At 70.5% G+C, this 16294-nt stretch carries 14 protein-coding genes and 1 pseudogene; 8 read left to right on the top strand and 7 right to left on the bottom strand.

Annotated elements, in window-relative coordinates; translation table 11 throughout:
* The first annotated feature begins 41 nt into the window (after window positions 1–41).
* Complete coding sequence (locus ACW176_RS07175; RefSeq protein ID WP_492111431.1) at window positions 42–920, top strand: transglutaminase-like domain-containing protein; 879 nt, start codon at window positions 42–44, stop codon at window positions 918–920.
* A gap of 9 nt (window positions 921–929) precedes the next feature.
* On the opposite strand, the gene ACW176_RS07170 is transcribed toward ACW176_RS07175, so the two are convergent.
* From ACW176_RS07170 to ACW176_RS07155, 4 genes are all read right to left on the bottom strand, one after another.
* A complete protein-coding gene (locus ACW176_RS07170; protein ID WP_419319659.1) occupies window positions 930–1154 on the bottom strand; it encodes a helix-turn-helix domain-containing protein in 225 nt (74 codons plus the stop codon).
* 19 nt (window positions 1155–1173) lie between these two features.
* The gene (locus tag ACW176_RS07165) at window positions 1174–1707 is read right to left on the bottom strand and encodes a DUF2975 domain-containing protein (RefSeq protein ID WP_419319658.1); all 534 of its coding nucleotides are present in this window, start codon (window positions 1705–1707) and stop codon (window positions 1174–1176) included.
* A gap of 154 nt (window positions 1708–1861) precedes the next feature.
* On the bottom strand, window positions 1862–1978 hold the full coding sequence (locus ACW176_RS07160) for a hypothetical protein (RefSeq protein WP_492058452.1): 117 nt from the start codon (window positions 1976–1978) through the stop codon (window positions 1862–1864).
* A 140-nt stretch (window positions 1979–2118) separates the two neighbouring features.
* Window positions 2119–2712, bottom strand: coding sequence for a glutathione S-transferase (locus ACW176_RS07155; RefSeq protein ID WP_492111430.1), 594 nt, complete (start codon window positions 2710–2712; stop codon window positions 2119–2121).
* A 25-nt stretch (window positions 2713–2737) separates the two neighbouring features.
* On the opposite strand from ACW176_RS07155, the gene rdgB reads away from it, so the two are divergent.
* The 6 genes and pseudogenes from rdgB (at window position 2738) to ACW176_RS07125 (ending at window position 6749) form a co-directional block, all read left to right on the top strand.
* Window positions 2738–3340, top strand: coding sequence for an RdgB/HAM1 family non-canonical purine NTP pyrophosphatase (gene rdgB / locus ACW176_RS07150; RefSeq protein WP_492111429.1), 603 nt, complete (start codon window positions 2738–2740; stop codon window positions 3338–3340).
* Window positions 3337–3429: pseudogene (locus tag ACW176_RS07145) on the top strand (hypothetical protein); the annotation flags it as partial. The gene rdgB and the pseudogene ACW176_RS07145, both read left to right, overlap by 4 nt.
* Window positions 3430–3477: 48 nt before the next feature.
* Window positions 3478–4626, top strand: a complete 1149-nt coding sequence (gene hemW, locus ACW176_RS07140) for a radical SAM family heme chaperone HemW (RefSeq protein WP_492111428.1) — start codon at window positions 3478–3480, stop codon at window positions 4624–4626.
* 52 nt (window positions 4627–4678) lie between these two features.
* Window positions 4679–5563 (top strand): 16S rRNA (cytidine(1402)-2'-O)-methyltransferase, encoded by an 885-nt coding sequence (gene rsmI, locus ACW176_RS07135; RefSeq protein ID WP_419253128.1) that lies wholly within the window; start codon window positions 4679–4681, stop codon window positions 5561–5563.
* Complete coding sequence (locus tag ACW176_RS07130) at window positions 5560–5937, top strand: YraN family protein (RefSeq protein ID WP_419319651.1); 378 nt, start codon at window positions 5560–5562, stop codon at window positions 5935–5937. Before rsmI ends, ACW176_RS07130 begins: the two co-directional genes overlap by 4 nt.
* Window positions 5934–6749: a SirB1 family protein gene (locus tag ACW176_RS07125; protein ID WP_492111427.1), complete on the top strand. Its 816-nt coding sequence runs from the start codon at window positions 5934–5936 to the stop codon at window positions 6747–6749. The genes ACW176_RS07130 and ACW176_RS07125 overlap by 4 nt, the downstream gene beginning before the upstream one ends.
* A 338-nt stretch (window positions 6750–7087) precedes the next feature.
* Here the strand turns inward: ACW176_RS07125 and ACW176_RS07120 are convergent, their stop codons facing one another.
* From ACW176_RS07120 to ACW176_RS07110, 3 genes are all read right to left on the bottom strand, one after another.
* Entirely contained in the window at window positions 7088–10417 is a 3330-nt protein-coding gene (locus ACW176_RS07120; protein WP_492111426.1) for an error-prone DNA polymerase, read from the bottom strand.
* A gap of 126 nt (window positions 10418–10543) precedes the next feature.
* On the bottom strand, window positions 10544–12187 hold the full coding sequence (locus ACW176_RS07115) for a Y-family DNA polymerase (RefSeq protein ID WP_492111425.1): 1644 nt from the start codon (window positions 12185–12187) through the stop codon (window positions 10544–10546).
* On the bottom strand, window positions 12105–12884 hold the full coding sequence (locus ACW176_RS07110) for an ImuA family protein (protein ID WP_492111424.1): 780 nt from the start codon (window positions 12882–12884) through the stop codon (window positions 12105–12107). The genes ACW176_RS07115 and ACW176_RS07110 overlap by 83 nt, the downstream gene beginning before the upstream one ends.
* Before the next feature lie 109 nt (window positions 12885–12993).
* On the opposite strand from ACW176_RS07110, the gene ACW176_RS07105 reads away from it, so the two are divergent.
* Window positions 12994–16209 (top strand): acetyl-CoA carboxylase family protein, encoded by a 3216-nt coding sequence (locus tag ACW176_RS07105; RefSeq protein ID WP_492111423.1) that lies wholly within the window; start codon window positions 12994–12996, stop codon window positions 16207–16209.
* Window positions 16210–16294 lie beyond the last annotated feature (85 nt).

Raw genomic sequence — 16294 nt, 5'->3', positions numbered from 1 at the left:
CCTCGCCCGCTCGGCGCCCGGCTCCGCGTGAGACGACCCCGATGCTGATCCGCTATGGCTACGAGATCACGGTCTACTGCCAGCGGCCGACGGCGATGGTCACTCTGCTGGGCCTGCGCGACGGCCGCGAGGCCGATGTGCGGATGGCGGAATCGTTCTTCACGACGCCGGCCATCGAGACCTCGACCTATCGCGACATGTTCAACAATCCCTGCCGGCGCTTCGTGGCCCCGGCCGGCGTCCTGACCCTGTGGAGCGACAGCGTCATCGAGGACAGCGGCGCCGTCGATCCCCGGGCCCCGGACGCCCGGCTGCACCCTGTCGCCGACCTGCCCGACGACTGCCTGGGCTATCTGATGGGCAGCCGCTATTGCGAGACCGACCGCCTCAGCCAGATCGCCTGGGACCGCTTTGGCCATATCGAGAAAGGCTGGGCGCGGGTCCAGGCCGTCTGCGACTTCGTGCACGGCCACATCACCTTCGACTACAAGACCGCCTGCTCCACCCGCACCGCCCATGAGGTCTATGAGGGCCGCATCGGCGTGTGCCGCGACTACGCCCACCTGGCCGTGGCCCTGTGCCGCTGCCTGAACATCCCGGCCCGCTATGTGAACGGCTTTCTGGGCGACATCGGCGTGCCGCGCGTCGATCCGATGGATTTCAGCGCCTGGATGGAGGTCTATCTGGGCGACCGATGGTGGGCCTTCGACCCGCGCAACAACATCCCGCGCATCGGCCGCATCGTGGTGGCCCACGGCCGCGACGCCGCCGATGTGGCGATGCTGACCTCGTTTGGGCCCCACCAGCTGAACGGATTCCGGGTCTGGGCCTATGAGACAGAGGCTGACGCCCTGCCCGTGCCCGTGATCGACACCACCGGCGAGGCGGGCCGCGCCGTGCGGGCCCGCTCGCCGCTGTAGGGCCGCCGTTCAGTCTTCGCTGTCGGGCGGCCCGGATTCGAAGGTCAGCAGGTCGCCGGGCTGGCAGTCCAGCTCGCGGCACAGGGCGTCGAGGGTCGAGAACCGCACGGCGCGGGCCTTGCCGGTCTTCAGGATCGACAGGTTGGCGATGGTGACGCCGACGCGGTCGGACAGTTCGGTCAGCGACATGCGGCGGTCAAGCAACACGCGATCGAGGTTCACGCGGACGGGCATGGGATGAAATCTCCGCGGATCAGATGGTGAGTTCGGCTTCGCGGCGAAGGCGGGCGCCCTCGCGGAAGACCTCGGCCAGGACAAAGACGACCATCACGGAAAACCAGGCGGTCAGGGTGAAGCTGTCGTCGATCACCTTGGTCTTGGGGGCCAGCCAGCGGGCCAGACCGGAAAAGACGTAGCGACCCACCTCAAGGCTGGCCAGGATCAGGCCAATGACGCGAAGGCGCAGGACATTGTCGGGATGGAAGGGGTCGCCGGCGGTCAGGGTGGCGAAGATCCGGCGCAACCGCTCGACGATCACCATCCAGCCGCCCAGCAGCAGGGCCCAGGCGGCCAGGGCGCCGGCGAACAGCGGCCCGTCGCGGCTGACGGCCTCGACCGCGTCGCTGATCGGCAGGATCTGGGCCAGCAGCTCCGGATTGAAGCTGAACAGCAGCGCCACCAGGGTGAACAGCGACAGCAGGCTGACGAAGATCCACAGGCCGACATAGATGACGTCGAGGATGATCTTCAGAAAGCTCGATACCGAGCCAGGCCCCAAGGCGCGCATAGGCTTTTTCCCTCGCCCTCCCCAGGGCAGTCTGTTGTGGCCCGCGTCGCGGCGGGCTTCCAGAAACCCCAAAGCCTACCTGAGTAGGCTTTGCCTCAATACGTGAGAGCATGACAGGCGTCGAAACCGGTATCCACTTTCGACTGCCATGCTCTTAAAGCGTCTGCACCACGAAGGCGATCGCCGAGACCGGGACGCCCACGATCAGGGCGGCGGTGATCAGGGTCATCATGACCTTGTCGGCGATGCGGAACAGTCGGGCGGCGGGCATTTTGGGCGGATCCATGAGGTGGCTGGACGCCGGCCAGGGTCGGCGACGTCCATGTTTCTTGGATAGGCCCCGATTTGGGTTACAACAATGCTGAATATCGATAAACGATATTAAACTTTAGCAATGATGGTCGATGGGCATCAGGCCAGTTGCACGGAAGTCACAACCATCGACGGACGCCGGCTTGCGGCCTCGAACCAGACGGCCAGATTGGGTCGACCCTCGCGCCAGTCGATCACCTGGCGGGCGTCGAAATAGGCCAGCTGGGCCGCGACGGCGATCTGGGCGATCGCCCATCGATCATCGGTAAAGCCCTCGGTCTCCAGCAGGTCCAGCCCGGCGATGATGGCGGCAAGCTGACGCGCGATCAGCTCGGGCCGCTGGTCATCCGCCGGCCGCATCCGCTCGCGCACCACGGCGACGGCGGCCGAGCCCATGCCGTCGGCCAGGGCCTGCAGGGTCAGGGCGCGCCGGCGCTCGACACCCCCGGACGGGATCAGGCCCGCGCCGCCCTCGGCGTCGAGGTGGTCGCAGATCACCGAGGAATCGAACAGGATCTCGCCGTCGCCCAGGATCAGGGTCGGCACCTGGCTCAGCGGATTGTTGGCGCGCAGGCTCTCGTCGGTGAACGGGGCGACGGTCTCCAGCACGATGGCGTCGGTGAAGCCGTTTTCGTGCGCCACGATGCGAACCTTGCGCGCAAACGGCGACAAGGCGGAGTAAAGGAGCCGCATTGGTATTTTCCTCAAGGAGCCGATCATGGCGCTGAGACTGGAGCCTGGACTTAGGCTCGTAGTGGCCACGCACAATCCCGGCAAGGTCCCAGAGATCTCCGCCCTGCTGGACGGGCGATTTGAACTGGTTTCCGCCGGGGCCCTGAGCCTGCCCGAGCCGGACGAAACCGAGGCCAGCTTCGTCGGCAACGCCCTGCTGAAGGCCCGTCACGCCGCCGACCTGTCGGGCATGATCGCCATCGCCGACGACTCGGGTCTGTCGGTGACCGCTCTCGACGGCTCACCGGGCATCTATTCGGCCCGCTGGGCCGGACCGGGCAAGGACTTCGCCCTGGCCATGGCCAAGGTCGAGGAGCGGCTGGACGAAAGCGGCTCGGACGATCGCAGCGCCTGGTTCACCTCGGCCCTGGCCGTGGCCTGGCCGCACGGTCCGTCGGTGGTGGTCCAGGGCGAGGTCCACGGAACCCTGGCCTTCCCGCCGCGCGGGACCCGGGGCTTCGGCTATGACCCGATCTTCGTGCCCGAGGGCCACGACCTGACCTTCGGCGAGATGGAACCGGCGGCGAAAGACGCCATGAGCCACCGCGCCCGGGCGTTCGAGAAGCTGAAGGCCGCGCTGTTTGACTGACACTGCAAAAACCTTGTCATCCCGGCCGCAGCGAAGCGGAGCGCCGGGGCCCAGGGGCAACCGCGATGCGCCGGCCCCTGGGTCCCGGACAGCGCTACGCGCTTCCGGGATGACAATGGAGGGGAACGGGCGATTCCATGGCTGAGCTCCGCCCCCTCGGCGTCTACATCCACTGGCCCTACTGCGCGCGCATCTGCCCCTATTGCGACTTCAACGTCGTGCGCGACCGGGGGCGGACTGTCGAGCAGGCCCAGCTGGCCGACGCCATTGTCGCCGACCTTGAGGCCCAGCGCGCCCTGACCGGGCCGCGCCGCCTGCTGTCGATCTTCTTCGGCGGCGGCACGCCCTCCCTGATGGATCCGGCCCAGGTGGCGCGGGTGATCGAGACGGCCCGGCGTCTGTGGTCGCCCGTCGACGATCTGGAAATCAGCCTGGAAGCCAACCCCACCGACGCCGAGGCCGGCCGCTTTCCCGCCCTGGCGGCGGCCGGCGTCGCGCGCCTGTCGCTGGGCGTCCAGTCGCTGCACGACGAGGCCCTGGCCCTGCTGGGCCGCAATCACGACGCCGGCGCGGCGCGGCGGGCCATTGCGATCGCCGCAGCAACCTTCCCACGCCTGTCGGTCGACCTGATCTATGCCCGCCCCGGCCAGACCGTCGAAGACTGGCGCGCCGAGCTGGAAGAGGTACTGGCCATGGGCCCCGAGCACGTCTCGCCCTACCAGCTGACCATCGAGACCGGCACCGCCTTCGACCGCGCGGTGGGACGCGGCACACTGCTCGTGCCGGACGAAGACCGGGCCCACGACCTGTTCGAGGCAACACAGCAGGTGCTGGAAGCCCATGGCTTCGACGCCTATGAGGTCTCCAACCACGCCCGGGGCGAGGCGGCGCGGTCGCGGCACAATCTGGTCTACTGGCGCGGCCACGACTATGTCGGTGTCGGACCCGGGGCCCATGGCCGACTGAACCTCGAGGATGGCCGCATCGCCACCACCGCCCACCGCAAAATCGCCGACTACATCGCCGCCGTACGCGACACCGGGGTCGGCTTCGAGCGCGAGACCCTCTCGCCCACCGAGGCCGCCGAGGAGCGATTGCTGCTGGGCCTGCGGATCGACGACGGCGTGGCCTTTGATGAGATGGCGACCCTGGGCCTGTCGGCCGGCGCCGCCAAGGTGCGCCATCACGTCGAACTGGGCCTGCTGGTCGACGATCCCAACCGCCTGCGCGCCACCCGCGCCGGGCGTCTGGTGCTGGACCGGCTGACAGGCGCGCTCGCGACCTGATAGGACTGCGCCCCGAACCATCATCGCGCCCCGGCGCGGAAGGATCCCCCGCGTGAGCCGCCATCCCGACCCGCCCGCCCTGTCCGACGCGCCCCTGGCGCCGGGCCTCTATCTGGTGGCGACGCCGATCGGCAACCTGCGCGACATCACCCTGCGTGCGCTGGATGTGCTCAACGCCTGCGACGTGCTGCTGGCCGAGGACACCCGCGTCTCGGGCAAGCTGCTGGCTGCCTACCAGATCTCCAAGCGCCTGGAGCGCTATGACGAACATGTCGCCGACCGGGTGACGCCCAAGATCCTCGAGCGCCTGGCGGCCGGCGAGCGCGTGGCCATGGTCTCGGACGCCGGCACGCCGATGATCTCCGATCCCGGCTTTCGCCTGGCCCGTGAAGCCATCGCCGCCGGCCATCAGGTGTTCCCGATCCCGGGCGCCTCGGCGGCCCTGGCGGCCCTGACCCTGGCCGGCCTGCCCACCGACCGCTTCCTGTTCGCCGGCTTCCCGCCACCCAAGAGCGCGGCCCGCAAGACCTTCTTCGAGGAACTGGCCCCCGTCCGCGCCACCCTGATCTTCTACGAAGGCGCCTCGCGGGTGGCCGACAGCCTGGCCGACATGGCCGCCGTGTTCGGGCCGCGCGACGCCGCCGTGGCCCGCGAGCTGACCAAGCTGTACGAGACCTGCATTCGCGGCCCGCTGGACGTGCTGGCCGCCGATCCGCGCTTTGAAAGCCCCAAGGGCGAGATCGTCATCCTCGTAGGCCCCGGCTCGGAGGCGCCGATCCAGGCCGGCGACGCCGAGAGCGCCCTGCGCGAGGCCATGGCCCGCCTGCCGCTGGGCGAGGCGGCTTCGGAAGTGGCCAAGGCCCTGGGCCTGCCGCGCCGCGATCTCTACCGCCAGGCCTTGGCCCTGAAGGACGCTGCTCAGGATCCCGAGGGATGACCGCCGCCCGTCAGGCGCGGGGCGCCAAGGCGCGCCTGAGCGGCCGACGCGCCGAGGTGCTGGCCGCCGCCTGGCTGATGCTGAAGGGCTATCGCATCCTGGGCTTTCGCCTGCCCACTCCGCTGGGCGAGATCGACCTTCTGGCCCAGCGCGGCGCCGTGCTGGCGGTGATCGAGGTCAAGCAACGCGCCAGCCTGGACGACGCCCTCGACGCCGTGACCTTCGACCAGCGCGCCCGCCTGAGGCGCGCCGCCGCCCATATCGTCCAGCATCGCACCGCCCTGCGGAACACAACGCTGCGTCTGGACCTTATCGCCCTGGCCCCGGGCCGTTGGCCGCGTCACCTGCGGGATGCCTGGATGGAAGGGCAATGACCCGCGAAGAGGCCGAGGCGATCCTGACCCGGGCCGGCACAGGCCCCGACCACGACTTTCCGCTGTTCGAGGCCGCCCTGGCCTGCGCCGTGCACGACGACCCCGACCGCGATACGGCCCCGGTGATCGCCCTGGCCCAGCAGGCCGGCGAACGCCTGACCGAGCGCCTCAAGACCGAGTCGCCCGAAGAGGCCGTCGCCGAGGCCCTGTCTGGCGACCTGCGCCTGACCGGCGACCTGATCAGCTACGACCATCCCGACAATGCCGACGTGATCGCCATCGCCCAGCGCCGCAAGGGCCTGCCGGTGGCCCTGGGCGTCTTTTACCTGCACGCCGCGCGGCAGGCCGGCCTCGCCCTGCACGGCGTCGATTTCCCCGGCCACTTCCTGCTGCGCATCGAGACCGACGAGGGGCCACTGGCCCTCGATCCGTTCGGCGAGGGCCGGGTGGTGCTGCCCTCGGAGCTGTCGCGACGCGCCCTGCGCACCGGCCTGACGCCCGACGTGGCCGCCCGGCTGGAACTGCTGATGGCCCCGGTCCCGGACCGCGCCGTATTGATCCGCCTACAGAACAATATCTTCGCCCGCGCCCAGCAGGCCCGCGACTGGCCGCGCGCCGAACGCTCGGCCCTGCGCCGCGCCCTGCTCAATCCGGCCGACCACCGACCCTGGCTGGACGTGGCCGCCGCCCGCGAAGGCCAGGGGGCCTTGGCGGGGGCGCTGCAGGCCCTGACCCGCGCCCAGATCCTCGACGGCGGCGCGGCCATCGCCGCCCGCGCGGCGCGCGAGCGGGTGCGGTTGCGGCTGAACTAGGCGGGGACGCTCAGCGTTCGTCGTCGCTTGCCGCCCGGAAGCCGACGGTACGGAGGGCCGCTATGGGTGGTGGTCGGACGTCAGGCCCAGCAGCGCCCCCTCCGTCACGTCGCCTATCGGCGCCGCGCCACCTCCCCCGCACGCTTCGCTACGGGGCAGGAGAAGAACAGCTTCACCCTCCTGCCCCGTGAAACGGGGGAGGTGGCGCGATGCGAATACGCATCGTGACGGAGGGGGCGTCCGGCGTCGGCCGTCCTTCCGGGCAAACTGAACGCCAGCGGTCAAAGGCACAGGCGCCCGATCCGGACCATCTTCGCCGGCGCTCCCGGAACATCTGCCTAGTGAAAGTCCCGGCTCCTCTGCAGCCGCCCCGACACCCTGTGCCGCACGCGCGGGGCCGGCGCGGCGGGATCTTCCTTCAGCCGCCCCAACTCCGCCGACAGGTCGGTGAAGCGTTCGGCGACCACGTGGATCACGCCTTCGGCCGATTGCACCCTGCCGTGCACCACCAGGAACGAGGCGGTCATCACCGTATTGCGGTCGGCCTCGAAGCGATCCTTCCAGACCACCGCATTGGCCACGCCGGTTTCGTCCTCCATCGTGACGAACACCACGCCCTTGGCGGTGCCGGGCCGCTGGCGGATCAGCACGATGCCGGCCACCGCGACGCGCTTGCCGTCCTTGATCTGCGGCAAGCGGTCGGCGGGGATCACGCCCATGCCGTCCAGCATCGGCCGGTAGAAGGCGCAGGGATGGGCCTTCAGCGACAGGCTGGTGGTGCGATAGTCCTCGGCCACCGCCTGGGGCAGGGCCATGACCGGCAGGCTCACCGCCGCCTCGAACAGCGGCAGGCCCGCCAGCAGCGGCGCCTGGACCGGGGCCTTGGCCTCGCCCTTGACGCCCTTGACCGCCCACAGGGCCTCGCGCCGGCTCAGGCCCGTTGAGGCAAAGGCGTCGGCCTCGGCCAGCAGCTCCAGGGCCCTTTGCGGCACGCCATATTGCGCGAAGTCGGCCGGGGTTCGCGCGCCCTCGTCGCGCGCCATGGCCAGCAGTTTAGCCTCGGTCTCGCGCACGCCCTTGACCTGGCGCAGGCCCAGGCGAACGGCCTTCCAGAACGGGCGGGTGTCGGGGTTGAAGAGCTTGTTCGCAGAAACCCTGTCATCCCGGACGAGCGCGGAGCGCGAAGATCCGGGACCGCCGGAAGCGCGGCGCTCTGGATCGGTCCCGGATAACGGCTGCGCCGTTTCCGGGATGACACGTCTGATGTCCTCCAGCGTACAGTCCCAGTCGCTGCTCATCACATCGGGCGGCAAAACCTCGACGCCATGCTCGCGGGCGTCGCGCACCAGTTGGGCCGGCTGGTAAAAGCCCATCGGCTGGGAATTGATCAGCACGGCGCAGAACACATCCGGCCAGGCCCATTTCATCCAGGCCGAGACATAGACCAGCTTGGCGAAACTGGCCGCGTGGCTCTCGGGAAAGCCATAGTGGCCAAAGCCCTCGATCTGCTTGAAGCAGCGCTCGGCGAAGTCGCGCTGATAGCCGCGCCCGGCCATGCCCTCGACGAACTTGTCGCGATACTCGGCCGGCGTGCCCAGGTTCTTGAAGGTGGCCATGGCCTTGCGCAGGCCATCGGCCTCGTCAGGTGTGAACTTGGCCGCCTCGATGGCCAGACTCATGGCCTGCTCCTGAAACAGCGGCACGCCGAAGGTCTTGCCCAGGATACCCCGCAGTTCGTCGGCCGGGCCGTGTTCGGGCGACGGAGCCGGCCACTCCACCGGGTCCTGGCCGCTTCGCCGTCGCAGATAGGGATGGACCATGTCGCCCTGGATCGGGCCGGGCCGGACGATCGCCACCTCGATGACCAGGTCATAGAATTCCGCCGGTTTCAGCCGGGGCAGCATCGACATCTGGGCCCGGCTCTCGACCTGGAACACCCCGACCGAGTCGGCCTTGGACAGCATGTCATAGACGCCCTTCACCTCGCGGGGGACGTCGGCCAGATCGTGGATGTGCAGGCCGTGCTCGGCGCGCAGCAGGCCAAAGCCGCGCTGGATGGCGGTCAGCATGCCCAGGGCCAGGATGTCGACCTTCATCAGGCCCAGGCTGTCGATGTCGTCCTTGTCCCACTCGATGAAGGTGCGGTCCTTCATGGCGGCGTTGCCGATCGGCACGGTCTCGTCCAGCCGCCGTTTGGTCAGCACGAAGCCGCCGACATGCTGTGACAGGTGGCGGGGAAAGCCCAGCAGCTCGCTGGCCAGGCTGACGGCGCGGGCGATCTCGGGCGCGTCGGGATCAAGGCCCGCCTTGCGGATATGCTCTTCCGGCAAGCCCGAGCCCCAGCTGCCCCAGACCGTGGCGGCCAGCAGGGAGGTGACATCCTCGGTCAGGCCCAGGGCCTTGCCCACGTCGCGGATGGCGCTGCGTGGCCGGTAGTGGATCACCGTGCCGCAGATGGCGGCATAGTCGCGGCCATAGCGGCGATAGACATATTGCATCACCTCCTCGCGCCGCTCGTGCTCGAAATCGACGTCGATATCCGGCGGCTCGCCCCGGTTCTCGGAGATGAAGCGGGTGAACAGCAGGCGGTGCTCGGTCGGGTCGATCGAGGTGACGCCCAGACAGAAACAGACCGAGGAATTGGCCGCCGATCCCCGCCCCTGGCACAGGATCCCCATGGCGCGCGCCTCCTGCACGATGTCGTGCACGGTGAGGAAATAGTTGGGGTAGTTCATCTTGCCGATCAGCCGCAGCTCTTCGTTCAGCTGCGCGACGACCTTGTCCGGAACCCCGCCCGGATAACGCCAGACCGCGCCGGCGAAGGTCAGGTCGGTCAGGTGCTGCATGGCGGTCTTGCCCGGGGGCACGGGCTCGTCGGGATATTCCTCCTTCAGCTGGCCCAGGTCGAAACCGATGCGCGAGACGATCTCCAGCGTGCGTTCGACGGCGCGCGGCCAGCGCTCGAACAGGCGGGCCATTTCCTGCGGCGTCTTCAGGTGGCGCTCGGCATTGGCCTCCAGCAAGAAGCCCGCCTCGTGGATCGTGCAGTGCTCGCGCACGCAGGTCATCACGTCCTGCAGCGGCCGCCGCTCGGGGCCGTGATAGAGCACATCATTGGTGGCCACCATCGGCGCGCCGGCCGCGCGGGCCAGCTCGTCCAGCCGCGCCAGGCGCTGCAGGTCGCGGGCGGCATAGGCCCGGCTGGCCGCCAGCCAAACCCGGCCGCGCAGGTCGGCGCTCATGCGGTCCAGGTCAGCGGTGAAGGCTTCGTCCAGTTTCGCGGGCGGCACGATCAGGGCCAGCTGGCCCTCGGCATGCTGCAGGAAATCCTCCCAGTGCAGCTCGCATTCGCCCTTGCCGGCCCGGCGCTGGCCGACCGTCAGCAGGCGGGTCAGCCGCGCGAAGGCCTCGCGGTCGGACGGGTAGCACAGCAGGCTGGGCGTCCCGTCGGCGAAGTCCAGCCGACAGCCGGTCAGGGCGCGGACCTGCAGGTCCTTGGCCGCCGTCCAGGCCCGCACCACGCCCGACAGGGTGTTGCGATCGGCGATCCCGACGGCGGCCAGGCCCAGGCCCTGGGCAGTGGGCATCAGCTCGCGGGCGTGGGAGGCCCCGCGCAGGAACGAGAAGTTGCTGGTGGTCTGCAGTTCGGCATAGGCGGGGGTCATCAAAGGCAGATCCTCCCCCTCTGGGGGAGGTGGCCCAGCGGGCCGGAGGGGGCCAGCACGGCCGACCTCCAGCTTGCCCCCTCCGTCGGCTCCGCCGACACCTCCCCCAGAGGGGGAGGATCTAGCGGCTCATCCAAACAGGCCATGCAACCACCACTTCGGCTCCTCGCCCGTCCCGAACAGGCCCTGGCGAAAGATCCAGAACCGCCCGCCGGCCTCGTCCTCGACCCGATAATAGTCGCGGATCCTGCCCGGCCCGGTGTCGTCGAAATCGCCGCGCCACCATTCCTGGCCGATGCGCTCGGGGCCCTCGGCGCGGCGCACGCGATGCGAACGGCCTCGCCACTGGAACTGGACCGGCGGGTCGTCGGGCAGCTTGGCCATCGCCGTGATCGGCTCGGGCCGCTTGAATAGCCGCACCGGCCGGGGTCGCTCGGGATCCCAGGTCTTGCCGGAGGGCGAGGCCAGCGGCGCGCGGCGGATCACCGAGCGTTCGGGCACGTGGCTCTCATACGGATCGGCCCGCCAGACGCGGTCCTCGCCCAGGCGGTTGATCAGCCGGTCGACCAGCGGGGCGAGCGTCTCGTCGAGGCCCGTCCCGGCCTCGGCGTCCAGCCGCGCCTGGACGGCGCTCAGCGGTTCGACGTCGCCGGCGAAGACCGTGACCACCTCGATGCCAAAGCCGGGGTCGATGACGTCCAGCTTGGGGACCATCAGCCGGGTCAGGCGCGCGGCGTCGCGGCCCGGCCGCGCCAGCCCCGCCCGCACCGGCAGGGCCTTGCCGTCCAGCCGGTGAAAGACCACCTCGAACCGCCGCGCGCCCTGGCCCTCGGCCTCCAGCCGCTTGCAGATCAGGGTCGTGACGTCGCCAACCACCCGGGCCAGATCGTCGGGCGCGCTGATCGGCTCGGCGAAGGCCAGGCGGTCGAACCACGGACTGGCCGGCCGGCGATAGACCAGGGCCTCGCCCGCCGCGCCCAGGGCCTGGTCCAGGCGCAGGGTCAGATGCATGCCGAACCGCTTGGCCAGCTGGGCGCGGGGCAGGCCCAGCAACTGCTCGATCCGGAACAGGCCCAGGCGGGGCAGCTGGGCGGTGGCGGTGTCGTCCAGCCGCAGGGCCGCCACGGGCAGGTCGGCGAGGCGAGCGCGTTGACCGTCGGGCGGCGCGATCTCGCCGGTCTCGCCAAATCGGGCAAGCGCCCAGGCCGCGCCGGGCGTGTCGGCGATGGCCGCCCGGGCCGGCACGCCCCAGCGCGCCAGCCGCGTCAGCAGGTCGGCCATCATCGCCGCCTCGCCGCCCCACAGGTGGTCGGTCCCGGTGATGTCGAGGAACAGGCCGTCATCGCCGTCGATGGCCACGGCCGGCGAGAACCGCACGCACCAGTCGCACAGGGCCTCCAGCGCGGCGCGGTCGGCCTCGGGATCGTGGTCGGCGGTGACCAGGTCGGGCGCCAGGGCCATGGCGTCGGCGGCCTTCTGGCCGGGGCGCAGGCCCAGGGCCATGGCGGCCTCGTCGATGGCGGCCAGGCGGCGGGTTCCGGAGTCGGAGATCAGCAGGGCGAAGGGGGGCGCTGGCCCCCTCCGGCCCTCCGGGCCACCTCCCCCAGAGGGGGAGGATCTCGCCGGAGCGACGGAGATGCTCCCCCTCTGGGGGAGCTGTCGCGGAGCGACTGAGGGGGCCTTCTCGGCCTCAACCGGCTTTACGCCAGGATTCCGCCGCCGCCAGGTCGTGATCGGCCAGTTGGGACACCAGACGGAAAGGATGCGGGCCATGCTCGGCCTCCGAAGACTCCAAAACCCATGCGCCGGAACGACCGCCCCGGCAGCGCTCAAGTTCGACCCGCCAGCGCGGCGGGCCCAGGCCAGGAACATCCGGCGGCGGCAGGCTGGGCGCGCCGGCGATGCGCCAGCGACTGAAGGACGACGAGCCCGACACCGTCCGCGCCCTCCCCGCCGGTCCGCCATAGGGCCGCCGGTGCAGCAGCACCCCGAAACTGCCGCGCTTCTCGCAGGCCAGCTGCAGCCGGCGGCCGGCCTTCAGCTCCGGCGCCTCAGCCTCGCCGATGGCGGCGGCGACGCCGACGGTCGAGAGGGCGTCCTCCAGCACCGACAGCACCTCGGCCTCGTCGCGGGCCTTGACCTGGATCAGCCGGCCGGTCGGAACGTCCAGCCCCGCCAGGCCCGGCGCGAACAGATCAGTGCGCCGCATCACCCAGACCACCGCCCCGGTCTTCAGCAGCGGCCGGATCAGCAGGGCGGCGAAGGCGGCGGGGGCGGCGGAGGTCTCGTCCTCCAGCCCCGCCCCCATCACCTCGTGCCAGCATCCCGAAGGCAGGCCGCCGGCCGGAAAACAGCTGTCGATCGCCGCATCGCCAAAGCTCAGGATCGGACTCGGAGTCCGGGCGCCTGCTTGCAGAGCAGCAATCTGGCCCTTCAATGCCGTTAGGCGCGCGTCGCGCGGGCCGGCCATAATCCCAATCCTTTGTTCCTATTTTGTTCTGATCTTATGGGCTTGGAGAGTCAAGCCGGGGCGGCCATGGTGCGTCAAACGGCCGTATGAAGCCCCTCCAGGAAACACCATGTCCTTCCAGCGCGTGCTGATCGCCAATCGCGGCGAAATCGTCCTCCGCATCGCCCGCGCCGCCGCCGAGCTGGGCATCCAGAGCGTGGCGGTGTTCGCCAGCGACGACGCCGCCAGCCCGCATGTTTCCGCCGCCGACCAGGCCGTCGCCCTGCCCGGCTCCGGGGCCCGCGCCTATCTCGACATCGAGGCCATCATCGCCGCCGCCAAGGGCGCGGGCTGCGACGCCCTGCATCCCGGCTATGGCTTCCTGTCGGAGAACCCTGCCCTGGCCCGCGCCTGCGCGGCGGCGGGGATCACCTTCATCGGCCCGGCGCCCGAGCATCTGGAAACCTTCGGCGACAAGGCCGCCGCCCGGGCCCTGGCCGCAAAGCTGAACGTGCCCCTGATCCCCGGAACCGGCGCCCTGGACCTGCCCGCCGCCGAAGACTTCCTGACCCGGCACGGCGCGATCATGCTCAAGGCCCGGGCCGGCGGCGGCGGACGCGGCATGCGGCTGGTGCTGGATCCCGGCGAGCTGGACGCCGCCTTCGCCGCCTGCGCCCGCGAGGCCATGGCCGCCTTCGGCGATGACGGCCTCTATGCCGAAAAACTGATCGAAAGCGCGCGCCATATCGAGGTGCAGATCGTCGGCGACGGGGCCGTGGTGCTGGCCGTGGGCGACCGCGACTGCTCCCTGCAGCGCCGCAACCAGAAGCTGGTCGAGATCGCCCCGGCCCCCAACCTGCCGGCCGCCACCCGCGCGGCCATGGCCAGCGCCGCGCAGGCCCTGTGCGCCGGCTATCGCGGTCTGGCCACCGTCGAATATCTGCTGGATACCGCCACCGGCGACTTCGCCTTCATCGAGACCAACCCGCGCCTGCAGGTCGAACACACCGTCACCGAGGAGGTCACGGGCCTGGATCTGGTGCGGCTGCAGTTCGAGCTGGCGGCGGGGCGCACCCTGGCCGAGCTGGACCTGACCACCGCGCCCCTCTCCGTGGGCGCCGCGATCCAGGCGCGGATCAACGCCGAGACCCTGACCGCCGACGGTCAGGTCAAGCCCTCGTCCGGAACCCTGACCGCCTATGCCCCGCCCGGCGGCCCGGGCGTGCGGGTGGATGGCGCCGGCGCGGTCGGCCTTGTGGTCGGCGGCGCCTATGACAGCCTGCTGGCCAAGGTGATCACCCGGGGCCGCACCCCGACCGAAGCCGCCGCCCGTCTGGACCGGGCGCTTAGCGAGTTCACGATCACCGGCGTCGCCACCACCGCCCCGCTGATCCGGGCGATCCTGGCGCAGTCGGACTGGAAAGACGGCGCGGCGACCACACGCTTTATCGACGACCACGCCGCCGAGCTGGTCGCCGGGCTTCCCCTGCCGCCAGAGCGCGCCCACGCCCACTTCGAGACCCTGGACGGCGCGATCACCGTCGCCGCGCCCCTGGCCGCCACAGTCGGGGCGATCGAGGCGGTCGAAGGCGATCTCGTGCGCCCCGGCCAGGCCCTGGCGGTGCTGGAAGCCATGAAGATGGAGCACCTCGTCCACGCCACGTTCGGCGGACGGGTGCTGAAGATCGCCGCAGCCCCGGGCCAGACCGTGGCCGAGGGCCAGCCGCTGCTGTTCCTGGAACCGGTCGAGATGGACGCCGCCGTGGCCGTCGATGCCGCGCCCGAGGATCTGGACGCGATCCGTCCTGACCTGGCCGAGGTGATCGCCCGCCACCGCTTCACCCTGGACGAGGCCCGTCCCGAAGCCGTCGCCCGGCGTCGCAAGACCGGCCACCGCACGGCGCGGGAGAACATCGACGATCTGGTCGATCCGGGCAGCTTCCTCGAATACGGCGCCCTGGCCATCGCCGCCCAGAAGCGCCGGCGCACGACCGAAGACCTGATCGCCAACACCCCGGCCGACGGGCTGATCACCGGCATCGGCACGGTCAATGGCGCGCTCTTCGCCCCCGACAAGGCCCGCTGCGCGGCCCTGGCCTATGACTTCACCGTGCTGGCCGGCACGCAAGGCGCGATGAACCACCGCAAGACCGACCGGCTGATGGCGCTGATCGCCGACCAGAAGCTGCCGGTGGTCTGGTTCGCCGAAGGCGGCGGCGGACGTCCCGGCGACACCGACACCACCGCCGTGGCCGGACTGGACGTGCCGACCTTCCGCAGCTTCGCCCAGCTGTCGGGCATCGTGCCCAAGATCGCCATCGTCGCCGGCCGCTGCTTCGCCGGTAACGCCGCCATCGCGGGGCTGTCGGAAATCATCATCGCCACCCGCGACTCCAATCTGGGCATGGGCGGCCCCGCCATGATCGAGGGCGGCGGGCTGGGCGTTTTCAAGCCCGAACAGATCGGCCCCTCGGCCCATCAGTGGGCCAATGGCGTCATCGACATCCTGGCCGACGACGAGGCCCACGCCACCCGGCTGGCCAAACAGGCCCTGTCCTATTTCCAGGGGACGCTCGCCGACTGGACCGCCCCCGACCAGCGGCGGCTGCGCCAGGCGATCCCGGAAAACCGGCTGCGCGTCTATGATGTCCGCACACTGATTACAGGTCTCGTCGACGAAGGGACGTTCCTGGAACTGCGCGGCGGTTTCGCGGCGGGCATGGTCACCGGCCTGATCCGCATCGAGGGTCGCCCCATGGGCCTGATCGCCAATGATCCGCGCCATCTGGGCGGGGCGATCGACTGCGACGGGGCCGACAAGGCCGCGCGCTTCCTGCAACTGTGCGACGCCTTCGCCCTGCCGGTCCTGAGCCTCTGCGACACCCCGGGCTTCATGGTGGGACCGGGCAGCGAGGACGCCGCCGCCGTGCGCCGCGTCAGCCGCCAGTTCATCGCCGGGGCCAAGCTGCGCAGTCCGCTGTTCACCGTGGTCACCCGCAAGGGCTATGGCCTGGGCGCGCAAGCCATGGCCGGCGGCAGCTTCCACAGCCCCGCCTTCATCGCCGCCTGGCCCACGGGCGAGTTCGGCGGCATGGGCCTGGAGGGCGCCGTCAAGCTGGGCTACCGCAAGGAGCTGGAGGCCCTGAGCGATCCGGCCGAGCAGAAGGCCCTCTACGACCAGCTGGTGGCCCGGCTCTATGCGGCCGGCAAGGCGACCAGCATGGCGGCGGCCCTGGAAATCGACGCGGTCATCGACCCGGCCGACACCCGGCGCTGGATCGTGGGCGGTCTGGACGCCGCGAGAGGGTCGGCCAGGCCGTGGGCGGTGCGGGTGGACAGCTGGTAGGGTCGCCTTGCGCCCCGCCTGCACAGGACGCGGAAACCCAACTCGCCCCTCGCAATCCCGCCGTCACCGCCTTAACTAGGCAGTC

This window comes from Caulobacter sp. FV1ye13L, from assembly GCF_058681155.1.
This window is presented reverse-complemented; position numbering and strand designations above follow the sequence as displayed.